24 protein-coding genes and 1 riboswitch are annotated in these 21,867 nt (G+C 65.2%); of the genes, 5 read left to right on the top strand and 19 right to left on the bottom strand.

Going from position 1 to position 21,867, the window contains the following annotated elements; all coding sequences use genetic code 11:
- Positions 1-34: 34 nt before the first annotated feature.
- The 19 genes from hisH to HV770_RS27420 form a co-directional block, all read right to left on the bottom strand.
- Positions 35-676, bottom strand: a complete 642-nt coding sequence (gene hisH, locus HV770_RS27510; protein ID WP_175164717.1) for an imidazole glycerol phosphate synthase subunit HisH — start codon at positions 674-676, stop codon at positions 35-37.
- Positions 677-804: 128 nt separating this feature from the next.
- A complete protein-coding gene (hisB, locus tag HV770_RS27505; protein ID WP_042329170.1) occupies positions 805-1,392 on the bottom strand; it encodes an imidazoleglycerol-phosphate dehydratase HisB in 588 nt (195 codons plus the stop codon).
- 67 nt (positions 1,393-1,459) lie between these two features.
- The gene (hisC, locus tag HV770_RS27500; protein WP_175164716.1) at positions 1,460-2,530 is read right to left on the bottom strand and encodes a histidinol-phosphate transaminase; all 1,071 of its coding nucleotides are present in this window, start codon (positions 2,528-2,530) and stop codon (positions 1,460-1,462) included.
- 195 nt (positions 2,531-2,725) lie between these two features.
- Positions 2,726-4,060: a histidinol dehydrogenase gene (gene hisD, locus HV770_RS27495; protein ID WP_175164715.1), complete on the bottom strand. Its 1,335-nt coding sequence runs from the start codon at positions 4,058-4,060 to the stop codon at positions 2,726-2,728.
- Positions 4,061-4,123: 63 nt separating this feature from the next.
- The gene (hisG, locus tag HV770_RS27490; RefSeq protein ID WP_042329176.1) at positions 4,124-4,810 is read right to left on the bottom strand and encodes an ATP phosphoribosyltransferase; all 687 of its coding nucleotides are present in this window, start codon (positions 4,808-4,810) and stop codon (positions 4,124-4,126) included.
- A complete protein-coding gene (gene murA / locus HV770_RS27485; RefSeq protein WP_175164776.1) occupies positions 4,807-6,069 on the bottom strand; it encodes a UDP-N-acetylglucosamine 1-carboxyvinyltransferase in 1,263 nt (420 codons plus the stop codon). Before murA ends, hisG begins: the two co-directional genes overlap by 4 nt.
- A 111-nt stretch (positions 6,070-6,180) precedes the next feature.
- Positions 6,181-6,420: a BolA family protein gene (locus HV770_RS27480; RefSeq protein ID WP_175164714.1), complete on the bottom strand. Its 240-nt coding sequence runs from the start codon at positions 6,418-6,420 to the stop codon at positions 6,181-6,183.
- A gap of 15 nt (positions 6,421-6,435) precedes the next feature.
- Complete coding sequence (locus HV770_RS27475; RefSeq protein ID WP_175164713.1) at positions 6,436-7,200, bottom strand: ABC transporter permease; 765 nt, start codon at positions 7,198-7,200, stop codon at positions 6,436-6,438.
- Entirely contained in the window at positions 7,197-8,129 is a 933-nt protein-coding gene (locus HV770_RS27470; protein ID WP_175164712.1) for an ABC transporter ATP-binding protein, read from the bottom strand. Before HV770_RS27470 ends, HV770_RS27475 begins: the two co-directional genes overlap by 4 nt.
- Positions 8,130-8,506: 377 nt before the next feature.
- Positions 8,507-8,809 (bottom strand): STAS domain-containing protein, encoded by a 303-nt coding sequence (locus HV770_RS27465; RefSeq protein ID WP_175164711.1) that lies wholly within the window; start codon positions 8,807-8,809, stop codon positions 8,507-8,509.
- The gene (locus HV770_RS27460) at positions 8,806-9,438 is read right to left on the bottom strand and encodes an MlaC/ttg2D family ABC transporter substrate-binding protein (RefSeq protein WP_175164710.1); all 633 of its coding nucleotides are present in this window, start codon (positions 9,436-9,438) and stop codon (positions 8,806-8,808) included. The genes HV770_RS27465 and HV770_RS27460 overlap by 4 nt, the downstream gene beginning before the upstream one ends.
- Before the next feature lie 115 nt (positions 9,439-9,553).
- A complete protein-coding gene (locus HV770_RS27455) occupies positions 9,554-10,579 on the bottom strand; it encodes an MlaA family lipoprotein (RefSeq protein ID WP_175164709.1) in 1,026 nt (341 codons plus the stop codon).
- A gap of 11 nt (positions 10,580-10,590) precedes the next feature.
- Positions 10,591-11,124 carry an outer membrane lipid asymmetry maintenance protein MlaD gene (mlaD, locus tag HV770_RS27450; RefSeq protein WP_175164708.1) on the bottom strand — a complete coding sequence of 178 codons (534 nt, stop codon included), beginning with the start codon at positions 11,122-11,124 and terminating at the stop codon, positions 10,591-10,593.
- A gap of 94 nt (positions 11,125-11,218) precedes the next feature.
- Positions 11,219-12,004: a lipid asymmetry maintenance ABC transporter permease subunit MlaE gene (gene mlaE / locus HV770_RS27445; RefSeq protein ID WP_175164707.1), complete on the bottom strand. Its 786-nt coding sequence runs from the start codon at positions 12,002-12,004 to the stop codon at positions 11,219-11,221.
- Positions 12,001-12,822: an ABC transporter ATP-binding protein gene (locus tag HV770_RS27440; RefSeq protein WP_175164706.1), complete on the bottom strand. Its 822-nt coding sequence runs from the start codon at positions 12,820-12,822 to the stop codon at positions 12,001-12,003. The genes mlaE and HV770_RS27440 overlap by 4 nt, the downstream gene beginning before the upstream one ends.
- 95 nt (positions 12,823-12,917) lie before the next feature.
- Positions 12,918-14,021, bottom strand: a complete 1,104-nt coding sequence (gene thiE, locus HV770_RS27435) for a thiamine phosphate synthase (protein WP_175164705.1) — start codon at positions 14,019-14,021, stop codon at positions 12,918-12,920.
- Complete coding sequence (locus HV770_RS27430; protein WP_175164704.1) at positions 14,018-14,833, bottom strand: thiazole synthase; 816 nt, start codon at positions 14,831-14,833, stop codon at positions 14,018-14,020. Before HV770_RS27430 ends, thiE begins: the two co-directional genes overlap by 4 nt.
- A gap of 47 nt (positions 14,834-14,880) precedes the next feature.
- The gene (gene thiS, locus HV770_RS27425; RefSeq protein ID WP_175164703.1) at positions 14,881-15,078 is read right to left on the bottom strand and encodes a sulfur carrier protein ThiS; all 198 of its coding nucleotides are present in this window, start codon (positions 15,076-15,078) and stop codon (positions 14,881-14,883) included.
- A gap of 63 nt (positions 15,079-15,141) precedes the next feature.
- On the bottom strand, positions 15,142-16,272 hold the full coding sequence (locus tag HV770_RS27420; RefSeq protein ID WP_175164702.1) for an FAD-dependent oxidoreductase: 1,131 nt from the start codon (positions 16,270-16,272) through the stop codon (positions 15,142-15,144).
- A gap of 231 nt (positions 16,273-16,503) precedes the next feature.
- Positions 16,504-16,627, bottom strand: a riboswitch (TPP riboswitch).
- A 406-nt stretch (positions 16,628-17,033) separates the two neighbouring features.
- Between HV770_RS27420 and HV770_RS27415 the strand changes: the two genes are divergently transcribed.
- The 5 genes from HV770_RS27415 to HV770_RS27395 all read left to right on the top strand — a co-directional run bounded on the left by HV770_RS27415 (position 17,034) and on the right by HV770_RS27395 (position 21,846).
- Positions 17,034-18,785, top strand: coding sequence for an ABC transporter ATP-binding protein/permease (locus tag HV770_RS27415; protein ID WP_175164701.1), 1,752 nt, complete (start codon positions 17,034-17,036; stop codon positions 18,783-18,785).
- Between the two features lie 5 nt (positions 18,786-18,790).
- On the top strand, positions 18,791-19,585 hold the full coding sequence (locus tag HV770_RS27410; RefSeq protein WP_425497485.1) for an SDR family NAD(P)-dependent oxidoreductase: 795 nt from the start codon (positions 18,791-18,793) through the stop codon (positions 19,583-19,585).
- A gap of 247 nt (positions 19,586-19,832) precedes the next feature.
- Positions 19,833-20,294, top strand: coding sequence for a hypothetical protein (locus tag HV770_RS27405; RefSeq protein WP_175164700.1), 462 nt, complete (start codon positions 19,833-19,835; stop codon positions 20,292-20,294).
- Between the two features lie 79 nt (positions 20,295-20,373).
- Entirely contained in the window at positions 20,374-21,018 is a 645-nt protein-coding gene (locus HV770_RS27400) for a hypothetical protein (RefSeq protein ID WP_175164699.1), read from the top strand.
- Positions 21,019-21,108: 90 nt separating this feature from the next.
- Complete coding sequence (locus tag HV770_RS27395; RefSeq protein WP_121315861.1) at positions 21,109-21,846, top strand: response regulator; 738 nt, start codon at positions 21,109-21,111, stop codon at positions 21,844-21,846.
- Positions 21,847-21,867 lie beyond the last annotated feature (21 nt).

Genomic DNA, 21,867 nt, shown 5'->3' with positions numbered 1-21,867 from the left:
CAATGGCGCGTGGCAACCGGGTGAAAAAAGGCGCTCACGGGTTCCAGTGCACGAAGTTGCGATACACGCGCAGCCCCGCGTCGGCGCTCTTTTCCGGGTGAAATTGGGTGGCGAAGATGTTATCGCGCGCCACCGCCGAGGTAAAGGGCACGCCGTACACTGTTTCGCCCGCCGTATGAGCCGCGTTGTCCGGCTGCACGTAATAGCTGTGCACGAAATAGAAGAACGCGTTGTCCGCGACGCCGTCCCACAGCGGATGCGGCTGCGCCTGGCGCACCCGGTTCCAGCCCATTTGCGGGACCTTGAAGCGCGAGCCGTCGTCCTGCACCTGGCCTTCAAGGTCGAAGCGCAGTACCTTGCCCGGCAACAGGCCCAGGCCCGGCGTGTCGCCTTCCGCGCTCCAGTCGAACAGCATCTGCTCGCCGACGCACACGCCCATCAACGGCTTGCTGCGCGACGCCTCGATCACGGCTTCCTGCAAACCGGACTCGCCGAGACTGCGCATGCAATCGGGCATCGCGCCCTGGCCGGGCAGCACCACGCGGTCGGCCGCGCGGATCGCCTCCGGCCGGTCGACGATCGCCACCTCCGCTTCCGGCGCAGCCTTGCGCAATGCCTGGGCAACCGAACGCAGGTTGCCCATTCCGTAATCCACAATCGCTATCGAAGTTTTCATTTCAAATTTGGCGGCAACGCCGTCAATCGATCGACGGTGAGGTCCAGCGCCGAACGACGGTCGGCCGACGCGCGGTGCTGGTCAAAGAGTCGTCTGAAGTTGAGCGGCTGAATGCGGCTTGGTTAGGCTTAAAGGCTGCCCTTGGTCGACGGAATCTGGCCCGCCGCGCGTTCGTCCATTTCCGTGGCCATACGCAACGCCCGGCCGAATGCCTTGAACACCGTTTCCATCTGATGGTGAGCGTTCAGGCCGCGCAGGTTGTCGATATGCAGCGTGACGCCCGCGTGATTCACGAAGCCGCGGAAAAACTCGATCGACAGATCGACGTCGAACGTGCCGATGCGCGCGCGCGTGAACGGTACGTGGAATTCGAGGCCCGGACGGCCGGAAAAGTCGATCACGACGCGCGACAGCGCTTCGTCGAGCGGCACGTACGAATGACCGTAACGGCGGATGCCCTTGCGGTCCCCGATCGCCTTCGCGACAGCCTGGCCGAGCGTGATGCCGGTGTCTTCGACCGTGTGATGGTCATCGATATGCAAGTCGCCATGCGCTTCGATCTCGAGGTCGAACAGACCATGCCGTGCGATCTGGTCGAGCATGTGGTCCAGAAACGGCACACCGGTGGCCAGCTTCTGCTGACCGGTGCCGTCCAGATTGATCTTCACACGGATCTGCGTTTCGCTGGTGTTGCGAACGACTTCCGCAAGGCGCATGGTAATTCCTCGAATCTAGCTAGAAAGCGATAGTAGTGTGGGGTGGGAAAACGGCAGCGCCGTTCGTTCAGTGCAGCACGAGTTTCAGGCCGGCCAGCAATTGCGCATTCTCCTGCGGCGACCCGACGGTCAAACGCACGCAATTGGCCAGCAATGGATGCATTTTACTCACGTTTTTGATCAGAACCCGCGCGGTGAGCAGGGTTTCGAACATAACGGACGCATCGGGCACGCGCACCAGCAGGAAGTTGCCGGCGCTCGGGAACACTTGCGCGCCCGGCAACGCGGCCACCGCCTGCGCGAGTTTCGTGCGTTCTTCGCGCAATTGCGCGGCTTGCGCATCGAGCACGTCGATGTGGTCGAGCAGAAAATCGGCGGCAGCCTGCGTCAACACATTGGTGTTGTAGGGCGGCCGCACTTTGTCGAACTCGGTCAGCCACGCGGGCTTGCCGACCAGGTAGCCGAGACGGATGCCGGCGAGGCCGAGCTTGGACACCGTGCGCATCACGACGACGTTGTCGAACGCGTCGGCGCGCGGTAGCCAGCTTTGCTGGGCGAACGGTTGATACGCCTCGTCGATCACCACGAGGCTCTTGCTCGCCGCGGCGACGATGCGTTCCATGTCGGCGTCGTCGAAGAGCGTGCCGGTGGGGTTGTTCGGATACGCGAGATAGACGATCGCGGGTTCGTGCTCAGCGATCGCGGCGAGCATCGCTTCGGTGTCGAGCGTGAAGTCCGCGTTCAACGGCACGCCCACGAATTCGAGATTCGCCAGCTTCGCCGACATCTGGTACATCACGAAACCCGGCACCGGCGCGAGCACCTTCGCACCCGGCTTCGCGCACGCGACCGACACCATGCTGATGATTTCATCCGAACCGTTGCCGAGCAGCACGTCGCAGCCGGCCGGCACGCCCATCACGCGCTTGATCTTTTCGATTAGCGCGTCCGGGCGCGGCGCCGGGTAGCGGTTCAGTGCGATGCCGGCGAGATGCTCGCCCAGATGCGCGGCCAGCACCGGCGGCAGGGGAAACGGGTTTTCCATCGCGTCGAGCTTGATGAAGCCCGTGGCGTCCGGAACCGGATAGCTCGTCATCGCGAGCACGTCGCGGCGGATGATGTCTTGTGGTGTCGTCATAGCTGTGTGGAACCGGCCGCGAAGGAAGATGCCGGCCGGGCATCGGCGGCGCACGGGCCGCCCTGGTTGGGCTCTACTGTCGTAATGAACGGGAGGAGCAACGAGCGCGCGCAGTCCGTCGCTGAAGTGTGCGGGCACTCGCTCGCTGGCTGCCCGCTTATCTTCCGTGTCAGAGTCGCCGCGCCCCCGCCGCTCCTAGCCGCGATCGTTGCTGTTTTGCCGCATCCGGTACTCGGCGCTGCGGGCATGCGCCTGCAGGCCTTCCCCATACGCGAGTTCAGCGGCGATCTCGCCTAGTGTCTGCGCGCCTTCCGCGCTGACTTCGATCACGCTCGAGCGCTTGAAGAAATCGTAGACGCCCAGCGGCGACGAGAACCGTGCGGTACGCGACGTCGGCAGCACGTGATTCGGCCCCGCGCAGTAGTCGCCGAGGCTCTCGCTGGTGTAGCGGCCGAGGAAGATCGCGCCCGCATGGCGAATCAGTTGGCCCCACTGATGCGGCTCCAGCGCGGAGATTTCGAGGTGTTCCGGGGCGATGTCGTTGGCGATCGCGCAGGCTTCGGCCATGTCGCGCACCTTGATCAGCGCGCCGCGCCCTTCGAGCGACGCGCGGATCACGTCCTGGCGCGGCATGCTCGGCAGCAATTCGTTGATCGCGTCATGCACGCGGGCGATGAACGTGTCGTCCGGGCATAGCAGGATGGATTGCGCGAGTTCGTCGTGCTCGGCCTGTGAGAACAGGTCCATCGCGACCCAGCGCGGGTCGGTGGTACCGTCGCACAGCACGAGAATTTCCGACGGCCCGGCGATCATGTCGATACCGACCGTGCCGAACACGCGGCGCTTGGCCGATGCGACGTACGCGTTGCCGGGGCCGCAGATCTTGTCGACCGCCGGCACGGTTTGCGTGCCATACGCCAACGCGGCCACCGCCTGTGCGCCGCCGATCGTGAACACGCGATCCACGCCGCCCAGCAGCGCGGCCGCCAGCACCAGCGGATTCTTCACGCCGTCCGGCGTGGGCACGACCATGACGATTTCGCGCACGCCGGCCACACGCGCCGGAATCGCGTTCATCAGCACCGACGACGGATACGCAGCCTTGCCACCCGGCACGTAGATGCCCGCGCGATCGAGCGGCGTGACCTTCTGGCCGAGCACCGTGCCGTCGGCCTCGGTGTACTGCCAGCTATGGCTGCCGCACTCGATCTTCTGCTTCTCGTGGTAGCCGCGCACGCGCGCCGCCGCCGCTTCGAGCGACGCACGGCGCCTCGGCTCCAGGCCTTCGAGCGCCGCTTCCAGCTCGGCCATCGGCAGCTCCAGCGCGGCGACGCTCTTCGCGTCGAGCCGGTCGAAGCGGTTCGTGTACTCGAGCACCGCCGCGTCGCCGCGCGCCTTCACATCGTTCAGAATCTGCGCGACCGAGCGCTCGATTGCTTCGTCTTCGCTCGCCTCGAACGCGAGCACCGCATGCAGCGACTTGTGGAAGTCGCGAGCGGTGGAATCGAGTTTGCGAATCTTGATAGACATACGGGTATCCGTTTTCGGTAAGGCGCGCTTAACAGCGGGGTCACAACATTATCGGACCGCCGTTCAGCCGGCTTTTGACGCACGTTCGAACGCGTCGAGAATCGGCCGCAGCGCGGCGCGCTTCAGTTTCAGCGCGGCCTGGTTCACGACGAGGCGCGACGAGATCTCCATGATCTCCTCCACCTCGACAAGATTGTTGGCGCGCAAGGTATTGCCCGAACTCACCAGGTCGACGATCGCATCGGCGAGGCCGACGAGCGGCGCCAGTTCCATCGAACCGTACAGCTTGATCAGATCGACGTGTACACCCTTGGCGGCAAAATGCTCACGTGCGGTCTCAACGTACTTGGTCGCCACCCGCAGGCGCGCGCCTTGGCGCACAGCCTTCGCATAATCGAAACCCGCTGCGACCGCGACCGACATCCGGCAGCGCGCGATATCCAGGTCGACCGGCTGATACAGGCCGCTGCCGCCATGCTCCAGCAGCACGTCCTTGCCCGCCACGCCGAAGTCGGCCGCGCCGTATTCGACATAGGTCGGCACGTCGGTGGCACGCACGATGATCACGCGCAGGTTCGCGTCGGTGGTCGGCAGAATCAGCTTGCGCGAGGTTTCCGGATCCTCGGCCACTTCGATGCCGGCCGCCGCGAGCAACGGCAGCGTTTCTTCGAAGATACGCCCTTTCGACAGCGCCAGCGTGAGCGGTGCGCTCACCGCCGGCGACGACGACGTTTGCGGCATCGAACTCATGCCTGGCTCCCGGACACGCGGCGCACCTTCGCGCCGATCGCGTTGAGCTTGGTCTCCATCCGGTCGTAGCCGCGATCCAGGTGATAGATACGGTCGATCAGCGTCTCGCCTTCGGCACGCAACGCGGCGATCACAAGACTCGCGGACGCGCGCAGGTCGGTAGCCATCACCATCGCGCCGGACAGCTTGTCGACGCCGTTCACGAGCGCGGTGTTGCCGTCGATCGTGATGCTCGCGCCAAGGCGGTTCAATTCCTGCACGTGCATAAAGCGGTTCTCGAAGATCGTTTCGACGACCTGCGAGGTGCCGTCCGCGATCGTGTTCAGCGCCATGAACTGCGCCTGCATGTCGGTCGGGAACGCGGGGTATTCGGAGGTGCGGAACGTGACGGCGCTTGGACGCTTATCCATGCGCACGCGCATCCAGTCGTCGCCTTCTTCGATCGTGACGCCCGCTTCGCGCAGCTTTTCGGTCACGGCTTCGAGAATCAGCGGACGTACTTTACGCAGCGTGACGTCGCCGCCGGCTGCCGCCACCGCGCACAGGAACGTGCCGGCTTCGATGCGATCCGGAATGACCGTGTGCTTCGCGCCATGCAGCTTGTCGACGCCCTGGATCACGAGGCGATCCGTGCCGATGCCTTCGATCTGCGCGCCCATCGACACCAGCAGATGCGCGAGGTCGCCGACTTCCGGCTCACGCGCCGCGTTCTCGATGACCGTTTCGCCTTCGGCCAGCACCGCCGCCATCAGCAGGTTTTCGGTGCCGGTCACGGTGATCATGTCGGTGACGATGCGCGCGCCCTTCAGACGCTTCGCGCGGGCTTCGATGAAGCCGTGCTCGATCGTGATGTCGGCGCCCATCGCCTGCAAGCCCTTGATGTGCTGATCGACCGGACGTGCGCCGATTGCGCAGCCGCCCGGCAGCGACACCCGCGCGTGGCCGAAGCGCGCGACCAGCGGGCCGAGCACGAGGATCGACGCACGCATGGTCTTCACCATCTCGTACGGCGCGACGACGTTGTCGACCTTCGACGCGTCCAGTGTCACACGGCCTTCGCCGCTCTCGATACGCACGCCCATCTGGCCGAGCAGCTTGAGCATCGTGCGCACGTCCTGCAGGTCGGGCACGTTGTCCAGATGCACCGGCTCCGCGCTCAGCAAACCCGCGCACAGGATCGGCAACGCCGCGTTCTTCGCACCCGAGACGACGACTTCACCCGACAGCGGGTAGCCACCTTCAATGACGAGTTTATCCATGCCTGTCAGTTCCTGATTGACCCGGACTTCGGCCGGGGCTGCATTGACCGTGTTCGACGCGCCGCTACCGGCGTCGCGTCCTTCTTGAGTAATTCGCACTAAATTTCCAGATTACGCGTTCTGCCATTCGGCGGGCGTCAGCGTCTTCATGCTGAGCGCGTGGATTTCTTCGCGCATGCGGTCGCCGAGCGCCGCATACACCAGTTGATGACGCTGGATCGGACGCTTGCCTTCGAAGCTCGCCGACACAATGGTCGCGAAGAAGTGCTGGCCGTCACCTTCGACTTCGAGATGCTGGCAAGCGAGCCCAGCCGCAATGTATTGCTTGACCTGTTCGGGAGTCGGCAACATGAGAGAAGCTCCTGATCAGTGGCGCAGTTTGTAGCCGGCAGCGAGCATGCGCATCGCCACCACGGCCAGCACCACGAAGAAACCGGCGACGATCGCAAGGCTCACGAGCGGATTGATATCCGACATCCCGAAGAAACCGTAGCGAAAGCCGTCGATCATGTAGAAAAAAGGATTGAGACGCGACACTTCGCGCCAGCCCGGCGGCAGCGTATGCGTCGAGTAGAACACGCCCGAGAGGAACGTGAGCGGCATGATCAGAAAATTCTGGAATGCGGCGAGCTGATCGAACTTCTCCGCCCAGATACCAGCGATCAGACCGAGCGTGCCGAGAATCGCCGCGCCGAAAATCGCGAACAGAATGATGTAGAGCGGCGCGATGAAGCTGACCGGCACGAACCAGATCGTCACGATGAACACGCCGAAGCCAACCGCGAGCCCGCGCGCCACTGCCGCGAGCACATAGGCGGCGAACATCTCGTAGTGCGACAGCGGCGGCAGCAGCACGAACACCAGGTTGCCGGTAATCTTCGACTGAATCAGCGACGACGAACTGTTCGCGAACGCGTTCTGCAACACGCTCATCATCACGAGACCCGGAATCAGGAAGCTCGTGTATTCGACGCCCGGATAAACCTGCACGTGGTCGCGCAATGCGTGGCCGAAGATGGTCAGATAGAGCAGCGCGGTGATGACCGGTGCGAGCACGGTCTGGAACGCCACCTTCCAGAACCGCAGCAACTCCTTGTAAAACAGCGTACTGAATCCACTGTAGCCGCTCATGCAAGCCCCTCGATCACTTCCGGACCGTTCATCACCTGAACGAACACATCTTCGAGGTCGGCCTTGCGGACCTCGATTTCTTCAAATGTACAGCCCGCTGCGCGGCACTGCGCGAGAATCCGCTCGACATCGTCGTAGCTCGTGAGGCGCAGCAGATGCTGGCGGCCATTGCCGTTGCCCGCGCCGCTTTCCGCTTCGAGCGGACGCAGCTCGGCAGGCAGTACGCCCTGCGCGAAACGCACGAACAGCTGCATGCCGGCAAAGCGCTGCAACAGTGTGCTGGTGCGCTCCAGCGCGACCACTTCGCCACGCCGCAACATCGCGATGCGGTGGCACAGCGACTCGGCTTCTTCGAGATAGTGCGTGGTCAGCACGATGGTGTGGCCTTCGCGGTTCAGGCGCGAGATGAATTTCCACAGCGTTTGACGCAGCTCGACGTCGACGCCCGCGGTCGGTTCGTCGAGGACGATCACCGGCGGGCGGTGCACCAGCGCCTGCGCGACCAGCACGCGACGCTTCATGCCGCCCGACAGCGCACGCATGTTGGCGTCGGCTTTATCGGTGAGGTCGAGATTAGCCATGATCTCGTCGATCCACGCGTCGTTGTTGCGCAGGCCGTAGTAGCCGGACTGGATGCGCAAGGTCTCGCGGACGGTGAAAAACGGATCGAACACGAGCTCCTGCGGCACCACGCCGAGCGCGCGGCGCGCGTTGCGAAAGTCGGTCACGACGTCGTGGCCACGCACCGCGATACTGCCTTCATCGGCGCGGGCGAGGCCAGCGAGGATGCTGATGAGCGTGGTCTTGCCCGCGCCGTTCGGACCGAGCAGTCCGAAGAACTCGCCTTCTTCGACTGTGAGGCTGACGCCCTTGAGCGCCTGCAAGTCCTTGTAGCGCTTCTTGACGTTACGAATTTCTATGGCTGACATGACGGTGGGCCGCGTGGATCGCAGCGCCTAAATGAACCCCGTGGGAGCCCTGAGGCAGCCCGGAGCAGGGTCAACAAAATGCTGGGAGAAACGGAATTGGGGCCGGTGACGTGCACCAAAAAACGTTTGATTATAGGGCAAAAATCAGCAGGCCCGACTCGACCGGAAGGATTGGGAGTGACGCGGAGGGAGCGTCAATGCGGCGATGGTAGGGGCAGCGGCGTAGGCGCCAAAGCGGGAAGCCCCGGGACCCGCGTCGCGTAGGACCGGAGTAAGCGCGAAATCGCTAACCCGGTCGACTCGCGTCGCGTAGGACCGGAGTAAGCGCTAAAGCGCTAACTCTAGTCGACTCGCGTTGCGTGGGACCAGAGTAAGCGCTAAAGCGCTAACTCTGGTCGACACACCAGCGTATCGACGCCGTAGGCCTGCGCGAGACTGGCGAGACCAGCCGGCAGATTGACGATCTCGAACTTGACGCCGCGTGCTTGGGCGGCACGCTGCCACGCGAGAAACACGGCCAGTGCGGATGAATCGAACTGCGCGAGCGGCGTGCAATCCACGCCGGTTGCGCCGGCCGAGATGCGTTGCAAACCCGCCGAGAGCGCCGCCTTCGCGCTCTGGTGGGTCAACGTTGCACCGCTCTCGAAGCGGTTCGCGACGGTGCTCAGCACTTCGCTCACGACTGCTTGCCCGCGGCGAGTTGCTGATTGCGCTGCGTGAGGAACTGGATCAGCCCGTCGACGCCCTTCTGCTGGATCTGCTCATTGAACTGCTGCTGATACGCCTGGATCAGCCATGCGCCGAGCACATTGATGTCATACACACGCCAGCCTTGCGGCGTCTTGTACAGACGGTAGTCGAGTTCGATCGGCGAGCCGTTGTTCATCACCACCGAGCGCACCACCGTGTCGGTGTCGTCCGGATTCATGCGGAACGGCTTGTACTGGATCTGCTGGTCGCGCACTTGCGCGAGCGCGCCCGAGTACGTGCGGATCAGCAGCATCTTGAATTGCTCGACCACCTGGTTCTGCTGCTCGGGCGAGGCCGTGCGCCAGTTACGGCCCATCGCCAGTTGCGTGGTGCGGCGGAAATCCGTGTACGGCAGGATCTTTTCGTTGACGAGACGGGTGATGCGCGAAATGTCGCCCTGCTGGATGGACTTGTCGGCGCGCACCGCGTCGATCACCTGCTGGGTGACGGTCTTGATCAAGGCGTCCGGAGAATTCGTATCCACCGTTTGCGCCGATGCCCCGACACTAACGAAGGAAAATAACGCAGCGAACAACGGAATCAGGAAAAGTTTTTTCATATCGAGCCTAGCCTTAAAAAGTAGTGCAAGCGTTTGAGCCGACCTTAGCACGCAAGTTCGACGGCAATCCATGCGCAAACTGCGAGAGTCGTATCGATCTGTTACCGCCGCACGTTCAGCGCAATTTGAATGACGGAAAATTAAAACGCGTCGGCGGAACCAGTTGGCCTGCTGGGATTTGCGTCGTTTCCGGACCGCCGTTCAGGTCGAGCGGAGGGGTCTCCGACGCGCCCGACGCGGCTCCCGGCGCAGCTTGCGGGGGCGTCGCGACGGCAGGGCCGGATGCCGGCGCAGCCTTCGCCGCAGCACCCTGCGTGCCCGCCGTTCCGGTGACCGCACCGGCAGGCGCCCCGGCCGCGCCTGCCGCGCCCTCGACGTCCTCGTCGTACTTCGGCAGCGGCGCTTCGTCGTCGTAATTCGGCAGCGCCTGCGTGCGCCGGCGGCCGTCCGACAGCAGATACTGGCGGCGTTGCAGATACGCGTTACGCACGAACGAGTATTTGTCGAGCGCGGCGCCTTCCAGCACGTCGCTCGCACCCAGCAGATTCGCGCGCACGTTGACGATGTTCAGGCCGTACAGCGCCCAGCTCAGACCCGGCGGATCGATGTAGCTCAGCGGGTTCACATAGTAATTGCCGACCGAGCCGACCGCGTCGCGCACCGTGCTCGGGCCGAACAGCGGCAGCACCAGGTACGGCCCCGGCGGCACGCCGTAGTGGCCAAGCGTCAGACCGAGGTCATTCTCGTGCTTGGGCAGCTTGGCGAGCGTCGCCACGTCGAACAGGCCGCCGACACCGAAGACCGTGTTGATCACGATCCGCATGATGTCCTGCACGCCGTCGGTGATCTTCAACTGCAGCAGGTTGTTCGCCGCGATGTAGACGTCGCCGATGTTCGAGAAGAAGTTCGTCACGCTGTCGCGCACAGGCTGCGGGGTCGCCCACACGTAGCCTTTGGCGACCGGCTTCAATGCGTACTGGTCGATCTTGTCGTTGACGGTGAAGATAGTGCGGTTCAGGCCTTCGAACGGATCGCCCTTGGTGGGTGTTTCCACCGTGGCGCAGCCGGCCAGCACCGCGGCCGCCACCACGATCGTGCCCAACTGGAAGGCGCGCGCGCCTCCGATGCGTGTGGTCTGCATTCTTGTTCTCCTTATTGACCGGCCGCGCCGGCGGCAGGCGAGCCCGGCGCTGCCGCCGCCGGCGCGGTCGTCGCGGGCTTCGACGCCCCCGAATCCGCGGCCTTGCTATATAGGAACTGGCCGATCAGGTTTTCCAGCACGATCGCCGATTGCGTCATCGAAATCGTGTCGCCGGCCTTGAGCATTTCGGTGTCACCGCCGGGTTCGAGTCCGATGTACTGTTCGCCGAGCAGACCCGACGTCAGGATCTTCGCGGAGGTGTCTTTCGGAAACTGATACTGCTTGTCGAGATCGATCACGACGAGCGCCTGATACGCATTGCTGTCGAAGCCGATCGACGCGACCCGGCCCACCGTCACGCCCGCGCTTTTCACGGGCGCGCGCGCCTTCAGCCCGCCGATATTGTCGAACTTGAGCTTGACCGGGTAGGTTGCCTGGAAAGACAACGAACTCATGTTGCCGGCCTTCAGCGCGAGAAACAGCAGCGCCACGAAACCCAACACTACAAACAGGCCGACCCAGAAGTCGAGAGCAGTCTTTTTCATCGTCATCCCAAAGTGAATCCGCCACGCCGCCGATGCTGCCCGCCGCGCGCGCCGCCGAGAGACACGCCGCTGGCGGCCAACGTGCCGCGCAGTCTTAGCTGAACATCAGTGCGGTCAGCAGAAAATCGAGTCCGAGCACCGCCAGCGACGCATACACGACCGTTTTAGTGGTCGCGCGTGACACGCCTTCGGGCGTCGGCTTGGCTTCGTAGCCTTGAAACAGCGCGACAAAGGTCACCGCGAGGCCGAACACCACGCTCTTGACGACCCCGGCGCCGACATCTCGCCAGACGTCCACGCCACCTTGCATCTGCGACCAGAACGCGCCCGCGTCGACGCCGATCAGCAGCACGCCCACCACATAACCGCCCAACACGCCGACCGCGCTGAAAATCGCGGCGAGGATCGGCATCGAGACAATCCCGGCCCACAGGCGCGGCGCGACTACGACCTTGACGGGGTCGACCGCCATCATTTCCATCGCGGTGAGTTGCTCGCCGGCCTTCATCAGGCCGATCTCGGCCGTGAGCGACGTGCCGGCGCGGCCGGCAAACAGCAGCGCGGTGACCACCGGTCCCAGTTCGCGCACGAGCGACAGCGCGACCAGCAGGCCCAACGCCTGCTCGGAGCCGTAGCGATTGAGCGTGTAATAGCCCTGCAACCCAAGCACGAAGCCGACGAACAGCCCCGACACGGCGATGATCACCAGCGAATAATTACCCACGAAGTGGATCTGCTTCGTGACAAGGCGCGGACGGCGCAGCAACGGGAAAAATTCGAGCAGCAGCCGGAAGAAAAAACGCGTGGCGTAGCCGGCCGTGCCGAGCCCGCCGATCACCGAGCGACCGATCGCACTGATCGCACTGATCGCACTGATCATGACTGGCCTCCGCCGATGCCGAAGTCCGCCGCCAGCGACGCCTTGCTCGGATAGTGGAATTTGAACGGGCCGTCCGGCGCACCGTCGATGAACTGCCGCACGGTCGGATCGGCCGACGCGCGCAGCTCGGCCGGTGTGCCTTCGGCGTGAACACCGCCGTTGGCGAGAAAGTAGACGTAATCCGCGATCGCGAACGATTCAGGCACATCGTGCGTGACCAGGATCGAGGTGGCGCCCAGCGCCTGATTCAGCGCGCGGATCAGATTCGCGGTAATGCCGAGCGAGATCGGATCGAGACCGGCGAAGGGCTCGTCGTACATCATCAGCTCGGGGTCGAGCGCGATGGCGCGCGCGAGCGCCACGCGCCGTGCCATACCACCGGAAACCTCCGACGGCATCAGGTCGCGCGCGCCACGCAAGCCGACCGCGTTGAGCTTCATCAGCACGAGGTCGCGCAGCAATTCTTCAGGGAGATCGGTGTGCTCGCGCAGCGCGAAGGCCACGTTTTCGAACACCGACATGTCGGTAAACAGCGCGCCGAACTGGAACAGCATGCCCATTTTGCGGCGCAGCGCGTAAAGGCCGTCGCGCGTCTGCTGGCCGACGTCCTGGCCGTGGAGAAGGATCTGGCCGCGCTGCGCGCGTACCAGACCGCCGATCAGACGCAGCACGGTGGTCTTGCCGCAACCCGAGCCGCCCATGACCGCGACGACCTGCCCGCGTTTGAAGCGCAGATTCAGGTTCGACAAGACGAGCCGGTCGCCGTAACCGAAGTCGACGTCGCGCAGCTCGAGTAGGGTCTCGAGGGAGGAAGACACGAAACTGACAGTCCTTTTACACGGAAGGCCGAATTATAGGGCCATCATGCAAAAGCTGCCGTGAGGGTGCCCTGTCTCTTAAATAAGCCTGACGATTATTGCGTAAACGCTTGCTGCAGCGCAAAAACGGCGGCAGCCGGATCGGCAGCTTCCGTGACCGCGCGCACCACCGCCGCACAGCCGACACCCGTCGCCAGCACGTCAGGCAGCACCTGCAAGTCGATGCCGCCGATCGCCACCAGCGGCACGACGCCGTCCAGCAGACGCACGTAGCGTGCGAGGCGCTTGAGACCCTGCGGCGCGGTCGGCATGACTTTGGTCGTGGTCGGAAACACGGCGCCCAACGCAATGTAGCTCGGCCGAAAATGCAGCGCTTTCAGAATCTCGTAGAAACCATGCGTCGACAGACCCAGCCGGATGCCGGCGGCGGCCAATGCGGACAGGTCGGCGGTATGCACGTCTTCCTGACCGAGGTGGACGCCATACGCGCCTGCTTCGAGCGCGGCCTGCCAGTGGTCGTTGATGAACACCTGGGCGTCCTGCGCGCGTCCGGCAGCCACGCAGCGGGCGATTTCGCGCTTCAGTTCGTCGGCGGGTTCGGCCGATTTGCGGCGCAACTGCACCGTCTTCACGCCGAAGCCAACCACCCGCTCGACCCATTCGGCGCTCGGCAGCACCGGGTACAGGCCGAGCCGGTCCGGGCATCGTGCGAACACTTGCGCGGGCGCGGTCGGCAAACCGGCAAGGCGCGGGAAACGGGCGAGGTCGGACGGAAAGGCGTCGTCGGCGCGGGTTTCGTCGCCGTCGCGCCACGCGAGCGCCAGCACCAGCGCATCGTGCGGGTCGAAGCCGCAGTCGAGGAACGCGGCCAGCGCGGCAATCCAGTCATCCGCCAGATGGCCTTCGAGGCGGTACTTCTCCCCGCCCAGATGCAGCGTGGCCTTGTCCTGCGCCGCTTCGATCACACCGGCGCCCTGCACCAGCCAGCGCGCCATCTGCTCGCCGTGCTGCTGGGCGTCGGCGATCACGATCAGGTCGCCGCCATTGGGCTCGTCCGGCGCGGTCAGGCAGATGCGCCACGGCGCATGTGTCGGCGGCCAGTCGCCCAAGCGCGCGCGGATGCGCTCGGTGGCTTCGGTGAGTTCGTCGGCGGGCGGCCAGAACAGGTCGCGATTCTTCAAGGCCAGTGTTTGCGTCATGCGGCGCTCCCGTCTTGGTGCCAGAACGGCATGCCGACCACCGGCGTGCTCGCGTGCGCGCTTTCGCGCTCGGCCATCGGCCCCGCCAGAAAAGCCTGGCGGCCCGCTTCGACGCCCAGCGCGAACGCGCGCGCCATCGCGTCGGGGTGCGTCGCCTGCGACACCGCGGTATTCAGCAGCACGCCGTCGAAGCCCCACTCCATCACCTGCGCCGCATGCGATGGCACGCCGAGCCCGGCGTCAACGATCAGCGGCACGTCCGGCAGCCGCTCGCGCAGCACCCGCAGCCCGTAAGGATTGATCACGCCCTTGCCGGTGCCGATCGGCGCGCCCCACGGCATCAGCGCTTCACAACCGGCGTCGAGCAAGCGGCGGCCGATCACGAGGTCTTCGGTGCAATACGGCAGCACCTTGAAGCCGTCCTTGATCAGTTGCGCGGCCGCTTCGATCAGGCCGACCGGGTCGGGCTGCAACGTGTAGTCGTCGCCGATCAGTTCGAGCTTGATCCAGTCCGTTTCGAAGATTTCGCGCGCCATGTGGGCAGTGGTCACCGCCTCGCCGACCGTCAGGCAGCCGGCCGTGTTCGGCAGCAGCGGCACGCCGTGGCGCTTGAGCAGATCGAAGAAGCCGGCTTCGGCGCCGCCTTCGTTCATCTGCCGGCGCAGCGCGACGGTCACCATGCCGGGGCGCGCCGCGTCGATCGAATCGGACAGCGACTGCAGCGACGGATAGCGCGAGGTGCCAAGCAGCACGCGGCTCGCGAAGGTTTGGCCGTACAGCGTAAGCGCGTCGGCCGTTTGGGGGGAAGTCATTTGCATCATCGGGTCTCCGGCAAGCGTGGCGGGCGGCGGGGCAACGCTTAGCCGCCGGCCACGGGTTGCACGATGTCGAGCCGGTCGCCCGGCTGCAGCGCGCGCGCCGCATGCTGCGTGCGCGCGACGAAATCGCCGTTCAGCGCGACCGCGAACGGCGGGCGCGCGCCGTACGCGGCGAGCGCATCGGCGACGGTCGCACCGTCGGGCAGCGACAACGGCTTCTGATTGATATGAATGTCCATGGTGTTCGAATACGGTTCAATCGATGGCAAAAGCGGCGGGCGAGCGGCATGGGAGCGCACCGCTCATGCCGGCTCCCGCGCGCGGTCCTGTTGGAAAAGCTCGCTCCAGCGGGCGTCGCGGCGCCACTCGGCGAACGCGTCGGCATCGCCGATACGGCCGTCAAGCAGCGCCGACGCGAAGCGCACGGCTTCGTCGGCGACCTCCGGCACGATCATGTAGCCGTGCCGGTACAGCCCGTTCACGCGCAACGTCCGCGCGCCGTCCCACAGGAGCGCCGGACGGTGGTCCGGCAAAGTCGGGCGGCATTGCGAATTCAGTTCGAGGATGCGCGCCTCGCCGAAGCCCGGATGCACCGAAAACGCCGCGCTCAGCAGTTCGAGCGCCGAGCGCACGCTGACCGGCGACATGTCCTCGCCCTCGACTTCGGTGGCGCCGATCACGTACAGGTCGTTCTGCTTCGGCGCGATATAGAGCGGATAGCGCGGATGCAGCAGCCGCACCGGGCGTGTCAGGTTGATACCGGGCGCATGCACCCGCGCGACTTCGCCGCGAATGCCCCGCAGCGTGGGCAGCACGGGCTTCGCGCCGAGGCCCCGGCAGTCGATCGTGATGCGCGCGGGCGGCAGCGACTGCTCGTCGACGGGCGTGTTCCAGTGGGTTTCGACGCCGCGCTCGGCAAGGCCCGCGGCCAACGCGGCCAGCACCTGGCGATTGTCCAGCTGGCCTTCACGCGGCAGCAGCCAGCCCTGATTGAAGCGGCCCGCCAGCGCGGGCTCGGCCGCGCCGACCTGCGCGCCCGTCAGCGTCACGAAACCGCCGTCGAGCAGGTCCGCCGGCGCGTTCGAGCGCACCCGGCGTTCGAATAGCGGTGCTTCGGTGCGGTCGGCATGATGCCAGACGACCAGCGTGCCATTGCGTTGGAAGAATACCGGCTCGGGCAATTCGGCCAGCACCTGCGGCCAGGTATCGAGCGAACTCGCGCCAAGGCGCGTGATGAGCAGCTCGGCGCTGGCGGCTTCGGCGAGCGGTGCCAGCATCGCCGCGGCGACCCACGCGGCGGCCTGCGAGCCGGCGGCGTCGCCGCGCTCATACAGCGCCACGCGATGTCCTTGGCCCGCCAGACGCCATGCGACCAACCGGCCGCAAAGACCGCCGCCGAGAACGGCGAAATCAGGTTGGGCGGACCGGTTCATCGCGCGGACTCCCGCGTGTGCTTTGGTCTACGGCGGCAAGCAAGGCTGAAGCACGACGCACCGACGGCGACGTAGCGAAGAGCAAAACACATATCTGAAGAATTGGCGGTCATCGAGTCCTTTCCGTACGGCAAAAAAACGCACGTACCCAGGACGAAACCGGCGGGTGAAGCCGGCCGGACAATACGCGCGTACCGAGGTACGGACGCCGTCCGGCGGGGAATGGAAGACTGGCTGCTTCCGGAAACTTCCCGCGCCGGTATTACCCGGATCGGGTGCAAAGGGTCTCTCTCAGCCTCGCCGCCGCAGCCTGAAAATCAAGCCGCCTGTGGGCGAAGCACCCCTGTTTCGTCGCAGGTCATTAGACCATAAAAGGCGCGGCGCCCGCAAACCTGCGGCTCGCGCGGCGGCAGGGGTCTGATCCGGCACCTTGTTTCGTTGCGGCGATGTGGGCGGAGCCGGGGCTCTGGCACAATGCCGGGACCGGATGCCGCAAGCGCGCTTCGCCGCATGCGCGACGGACGCCGGCGGGGCGAAGCCCTTAAGCGAAAATTAATTTTCGCTTAAGGGCCTCACGCCAGAATCGGGCGCTCGCCCGGACGCGCGTTCGCCGAAACACGACGCCCGGGCAGATACGCACCGCCGTCGCAGAGCGGCCCGACATCGGGCCGCTTCGCGGCGCAATAGCCCGACATGGGCCGGCCGGAGTCGGGTCGGCGCTTCGGATCAGCACTTCGGGCCTGCACTTCATCAGGACGCTCATGACACCCAATATTTCCGCCAGCCCCGCGCTACCGCCCGACGAAAAAGTCTCCGCCTGGAGCCTGATCAAACCCTACTGGGTTTCCGAAGAACGCAAGACGGCGTGGGGCTTGCTCATTGCGATCATCGTGATGAACCTGCTCGTCGTGTGGATCAACGTGCGGCTGAACCGCTGGAGCGCCGACTTCTACAACGCGCTGCAAAGCAAGAACGTGCACGATTTCCCGCACCTGCTGATGGTGTTCTCGGGACTCGCGTTCGGCTTCATCATCCTCGCGGTGTACGGGCGATATTTGCGTCAGATGCTCGGCTTCCGCTGGCGCCAGTGGCTGACCACGCGCTATCTGAACGAGTGGCTGCACGACAGCGCCTTCTACCGGATCGAACGCGACCGGCTCGCCGACAACCCCGACCAACGGATCAGCGACGATCTGCAGTCGTTCGCCACCACCACGCTCTCGCTCACGCTCGATCTGCTGTCCACGGTCGTCACGCTCGTGTCGTTTATCACGATCTTGTGGTCGCTGGCCGGTGCGCTGACCATCTCGCTCGGCGGCATGCCGTTGCAGATCCCCGGCTACATGGTGTGGGCCGCGGCGCTGTATGCGGTGGTCGGCTCGCTGATCATCCAGAAGGTCGGCCATCCGCTTGTGTCGATCAACTACCAGGCGCAGAAAGTCGAGGCGGATTTCCGTTTCGGCCTGATCCGGCTGCGCGAGAACGCCGAACAGATTGCGTTCTACAACGGCATGGACACCGAGAAGTCGAACGCGCACTCGCTGTTCGGCCGCATCCGCGACAACTGGTGGCAGGTGATGAAGTACACCAAGCGGCTCACCTTCGTGCTGAGCTTCTATGGCCAGATCGCGATCATCTTTCCGCTGGTGGTCGCCGCGCCGCGCTATTTCGCGGGCGCCTTCACCTTCGGTGTGCTGATGCAGATTTCGAGCGCATTCGGCACCGTCAGCGATTCGTTCTCGTGGTTCATCAACAGTTACGCGAGCCTCGTCGAGTGGCGCGCCACCGTGAACCGGTTGCGCGAATTCCGCCGTGTCGTTCACGCGCCGCGTCTGAAGGAGTCGGTCTCGCCGGCCACCGAGCATGGCGGCATCAAGCTGCATTTCGTCGATGCCGATCAGCTTTCCACCGACGGCCTCAAGCTCGCGCTGCCGAACGGCAACCCGCTGTCGCGCATCCGCGATATCGCGATTCAACCGGGTTCGCGCTGGCTGGTGCGCGGTCCGTCCGGCGCGGGCAAGAGCACGCTGATGCGCGCGCTCGCCGGCCTGTGGCCGTTCGGCGACGGCTCGATCGACGCGCCGGTCACCGCGCGCATGATGTTCATCCCGCAGGTCAGCTACATGCCGATCGGCACGCTGAAAGCGGCGCTCGCCTACCCGTCCTCGGCCACCGCCTACACCGACGACGAATGCCGCGAAGCGCTCGTCACCTGCCATCTGTCGGAGTACGCCGACCGCCTGCAGGAGTCCGGGCACTGGACCCGCATCCTGTCGCCGGGAGAACAGCAGCGCCTCGCAGCCGCACGCGTGCTGCTGCACAAGCCCGACTATCTGTTCCTCGATGAAGCCACCAGCGCGCTCGACGCGGAAAACGAAGCGCGTCTGTATCGCCTGTTCACGGAGCGCCTGCCGAAGGCAGCGATCGTCAGCGTTGCGCATCGCGAATCGCTAGCTGCGTTCCACGACGAGACGCTCGACGTCGAACGTGCGGGCGAAGCGGTCGCGGCCTGAGCATCGTGAGCGATATCCGCGACGTGAGCGCAGCCCGCCCTGATGAACGTGTCGTGCTGATCACCGGTGCGGGCTCCGGCATCGGCGCGGCGCTCGCCCGGCGCATCGCCGCGCCGCACTCCGCACTCATGCTGCACGCCCGTGGCGCCGACGACGCCGCCCGCCAGCGTCTTGCCGAGCTCGCCGCCGAGTGCCGCGCAAGCGGCGCACGCTGCGCGACGGTGTTCGGCGACCTCGCCGAACGCGGCGCCGCGGAACACGTGGTTCACCAGACGCTGGCACACTTTGGCGCACTCGATCAACTGGTCGCCAACGCGGGGCACGCGCAGCGCCAGACCCTCAACGCGCTCGACCCCGACACGTTCAACGCCGCCTTCGCTGCGATGCCGGCCGCGTTCGCGGCGCTCGTCAAACGCGCAACCCCTGCATTGGAAACGTCGAAGCGCGGTCGCGTGATCGCGCTGAGTTCGTTCGTTGCGCACCGCTATCGCGCAGACGCGCCGTTTGCCGCGACGGCGGCGGCGAAAGCCGCGCTCGAATCGCTGGCCAAAACCGCCGCCGCGGAACTGGCGCCGCATGGCGTGACCGTCAACTGCGTGGCACCCGGCTACACCCGCAAAGATCGTGGTCCGAGCGCCGAGAATGCGTCGGCGTGGACGCGCGCCGCCGAAGCAACGCCGCTCGGCCACGTCGCCGAGCCTGCGGATGTCGCCGCGCTGATCGCGTTCCTGCTCTCCGACGAAGCGCGTCATATCACCGGGCAGGTGATTCATATCGATGGCGGTCTTACGCTCGGCTGAGCGGCAATCGCAGCAACGCACTGCGCAACGGGAACAACCCCGCCACACGCGCCAGCACGTCACACCTTCCCTTCGCCGCAACGCAACACCTGGCAACATCCGGAAACACGCGAGAAGAGATCGAAAGCATTTGCGAAGCGGGCAAGCTGTTCCGCGCTTTGAAAATGCCTCCCGGCAGCGACGATAGTGATGCGGGCCGATCCCGTCCTCGCCCCAACGTCATTCACTGTTACCGGACTCTTTGCCCATGTCATTCGATCGCCGCTCCCATCCTTTGACCCAGCGCCTCGCGCTCGCTCTCGGCGCAGCGTTGCTGGTCGCGAGCACCGCGCACGCAGCGCAAGCCACTCAACCGAACGAGCCCGCGGACGTTTGCCCCGTGCTCAAACACATCGTCGACGCCGACGATTTCAAGCAACTGCGCAGCCAGCCCGCCGCGCAACTGCCGGGCGTATCGACCGCCGACGACTGCCGCGCCAACGCGCACACATACGACTGCCATTGGCGCGCGCACTGGGAAGCCGACGGCGTGATCAACGATCCGCTCGAAGAATTGGGCGCCGACATCGCGGCTTGCTTCTCGAACGTCGTGCACGACGTCAACACGCCGACGCGCCAGCATTTCATCGTCACCACGGCCGAGCGGCGCGTCAGCGTCACGGCAAGCGTGCAAGGGCAAAACGAATTGCGCCTGCGCGTCACGCGCTGAGCGTGCGCGCACGCGCCGTTCTCCGTTGCGAACCGCCGCGATCAGCCGCGTTCCTCATCGCCACCTCGCACCCGCTCTCATGACCCTCACGCCGAGCATGCGCGTCGACACCCGCTTCACGCGACCCTCACGGGCCGCGTGGGTCCGGCTGCGGCGGCCGTGCACGTGGCTGGCCGTCGCCGCTGCGCTCGCGTTCGGGCTGAACGGCTGCGCATGGACGCTGATCCAGGCGGCCGACGCCACCGGCTCGGTGATTCAGGCGGGCTACGCGATCGCGGCGAACTACTCGTCGCCGACCTTCGTCAACGGCAGGCCGGCCGACCTGCATCACGTCTGCATCGAAGTGAACCAGACGGTGTCGGTCGGCGATTTCGTGCCGGCGCTGCAACTCGCGCTCGACCGGCGCGGCATTCGTTCGGACGTCTACAATCCGGGCACCTCGCCCGCGGGCTGTGAGGCGCGGCTCGTCTACAACGCCGCGATCGACTATGGCCGCCGCTCGTTCAGCGACGAATCGATCCAGTATCTGTCGATCATCGATCTGACGCTGATCCAGAACGGCCGCATCCTCGTCACGGCGCGTTATCAAACCGGCGGCCTCAACACCGACCGCTTCTCCTCCGCATCGACCAAGCTCAGCGGCCTGATCGACCGGATGGTGGTCGATCAGACCGACTTCTCGCACTCGCCGCCGCAGACCATTCAAACGTCGCAGGCGAACTGAGCGCCGGCTGCTTGCTTTGTCTTACGCGAGAAAGGATTCGAAAGCATCGCGCGCTTTGCTCCGCGCGCGCGCATCACTAAGATGCCCTGAATGAACCAAACCATTCTTGTCGTCGACGACGACCCCGTCGTACGTGAGCTCGTCAGCGAATATTTGCAGGGGCGCGGCTTCAAGGTCGCCACGCTCGAACACGGCATGGCGCTGCAGCGCAAATTGCAGGACGAGCGTCCCGCGCTGATCGTGCTCGACATCATGATGCCGGAGCTCGACGGCATCAGCGCGCTGCGCGCGTTGCGCGTCGCCGGTGACGATATCCCCGTGATCCTGCTGACCGCGCGCGCCGATACGATCGACCGTGTGATCGGCCTCGAACTCGGCGCCGACGACTATCTCGGCAAGCCGTTCGAGCCGAGCGAACTCGTCGCGCGCATTCGCACGGTGCTGCGCCGGCGCGGCTCGATTGCGCCGAGTGCGCCGGAGCAGCGCGCGCCCTATCATTTCGGGCGTTTCGAAGTGAATTTCCCGGCGCGCGAACTACGCCGCGACGGCGAGCGCATCACGCTGCGTTCGAGCGAATTCGCGATGCTCAAGGTGTTCGTCACCCACGCGATGACCGTGCTCACACGCTCGCAATTGCTGGAGAAGTTGCACGGCAATAGCGAGGCGCATCGCAACCGCAGTCTGGACGTGTCGATCTGGCGTTTGCGCCGGCTGATCGAGGTGGACCCGTCCGAGCCGCGCTATGTGCAAACCGTGTGGGGACGCGGCTATGTGTTCGTGCCGGACGGTGAGATCGGCGCGGCGGAACGAAGCGCTGCGCTCGCCTGACGCGGCCCGGCAGGCGAGCCG

The organism is Paraburkholderia fynbosensis, from assembly GCF_902859935.1.
Lineage (GTDB): Bacteria > Pseudomonadota > Gammaproteobacteria > Burkholderiales > Burkholderiaceae > Paraburkholderia > Paraburkholderia fynbosensis.
This window is presented reverse-complemented; position numbering and strand designations above follow the sequence as displayed.

Excerpts from the sequence above, each read along its gene's own strand:
- hisG (WP_042329176.1), bottom strand. The coding sequence starts at position 4,810 with ATGAGTTCGATGCCGCAAACGTCGTCGTCGCCGGCGGTGAGCGCACCG.
- murA (WP_175164776.1), bottom strand. The coding sequence starts at position 6,069 with ATGGATAAACTCGTCATTGAAGGTGGCTACCCGCTGTCGGGTGAAGTC.
- thiE (WP_175164705.1), bottom strand. The coding sequence starts at position 14,021 with ATGACGCAAACACTGGCCTTGAAGAATCGCGACCTGTTCTGGCCGCCC.
- HV770_RS27480 (WP_175164714.1), bottom strand. The coding sequence starts at position 6,420 with ATGTTGCCGACTCCCGAACAGGTCAAGCAATACATTGCGGCTGGGCTC.
- HV770_RS27455 (WP_175164709.1), bottom strand. The coding sequence starts at position 10,579 with ATGCAGACCACACGCATCGGAGGCGCGCGCGCCTTCCAGTTGGGCACG.
- HV770_RS27470 (WP_175164712.1), bottom strand. The coding sequence starts at position 8,129 with ATGTCAGCCATAGAAATTCGTAACGTCAAGAAGCGCTACAAGGACTTG.
- hisB (WP_042329170.1), bottom strand. The coding sequence starts at position 1,392 with ATGCGCCTTGCGGAAGTCGTTCGCAACACCAGCGAAACGCAGATCCGT.
- HV770_RS27400 (WP_175164699.1), top strand. The coding sequence starts at position 20,374 with ATGACCCTCACGCCGAGCATGCGCGTCGACACCCGCTTCACGCGACCC.
- mlaD (WP_175164708.1), bottom strand. The coding sequence starts at position 11,124 with ATGAAAAAGACTGCTCTCGACTTCTGGGTCGGCCTGTTTGTAGTGTTG.
- hisD (WP_175164715.1), bottom strand. The coding sequence starts at position 4,060 with ATGTCTATCAAGATTCGCAAACTCGATTCCACCGCTCGCGACTTCCAC.
- mlaE (WP_175164707.1), bottom strand. The coding sequence starts at position 12,004 with ATGATCAGTGCGATCAGTGCGATCAGTGCGATCGGTCGCTCGGTGATC.
- HV770_RS27420 (WP_175164702.1), bottom strand. The coding sequence starts at position 16,272 with ATGAACCGGTCCGCCCAACCTGATTTCGCCGTTCTCGGCGGCGGTCTT.
- hisC (WP_175164716.1), bottom strand. The coding sequence starts at position 2,530 with ATGACGACACCACAAGACATCATCCGCCGCGACGTGCTCGCGATGACG.
- HV770_RS27405 (WP_175164700.1), top strand. The coding sequence starts at position 19,833 with ATGTCATTCGATCGCCGCTCCCATCCTTTGACCCAGCGCCTCGCGCTC.
- thiS (WP_175164703.1), bottom strand. The coding sequence starts at position 15,078 with ATGGACATTCATATCAATCAGAAGCCGTTGTCGCTGCCCGACGGTGCG.
- HV770_RS27475 (WP_175164713.1), bottom strand. The coding sequence starts at position 7,200 with ATGAGCGGCTACAGTGGATTCAGTACGCTGTTTTACAAGGAGTTGCTG.
- HV770_RS27460 (WP_175164710.1), bottom strand. The coding sequence starts at position 9,438 with ATGAAAAAACTTTTCCTGATTCCGTTGTTCGCTGCGTTATTTTCCTTC.
- hisH (WP_175164717.1), bottom strand. The coding sequence starts at position 676 with ATGAAAACTTCGATAGCGATTGTGGATTACGGAATGGGCAACCTGCGT.
- HV770_RS27395 (WP_121315861.1), top strand. The coding sequence starts at position 21,109 with ATGAACCAAACCATTCTTGTCGTCGACGACGACCCCGTCGTACGTGAG.
- HV770_RS27430 (WP_175164704.1), bottom strand. The coding sequence starts at position 14,833 with ATGACTTCCCCCCAAACGGCCGACGCGCTTACGCTGTACGGCCAAACC.
- HV770_RS27415 (WP_175164701.1), top strand. The coding sequence starts at position 17,034 with ATGACACCCAATATTTCCGCCAGCCCCGCGCTACCGCCCGACGAAAAA.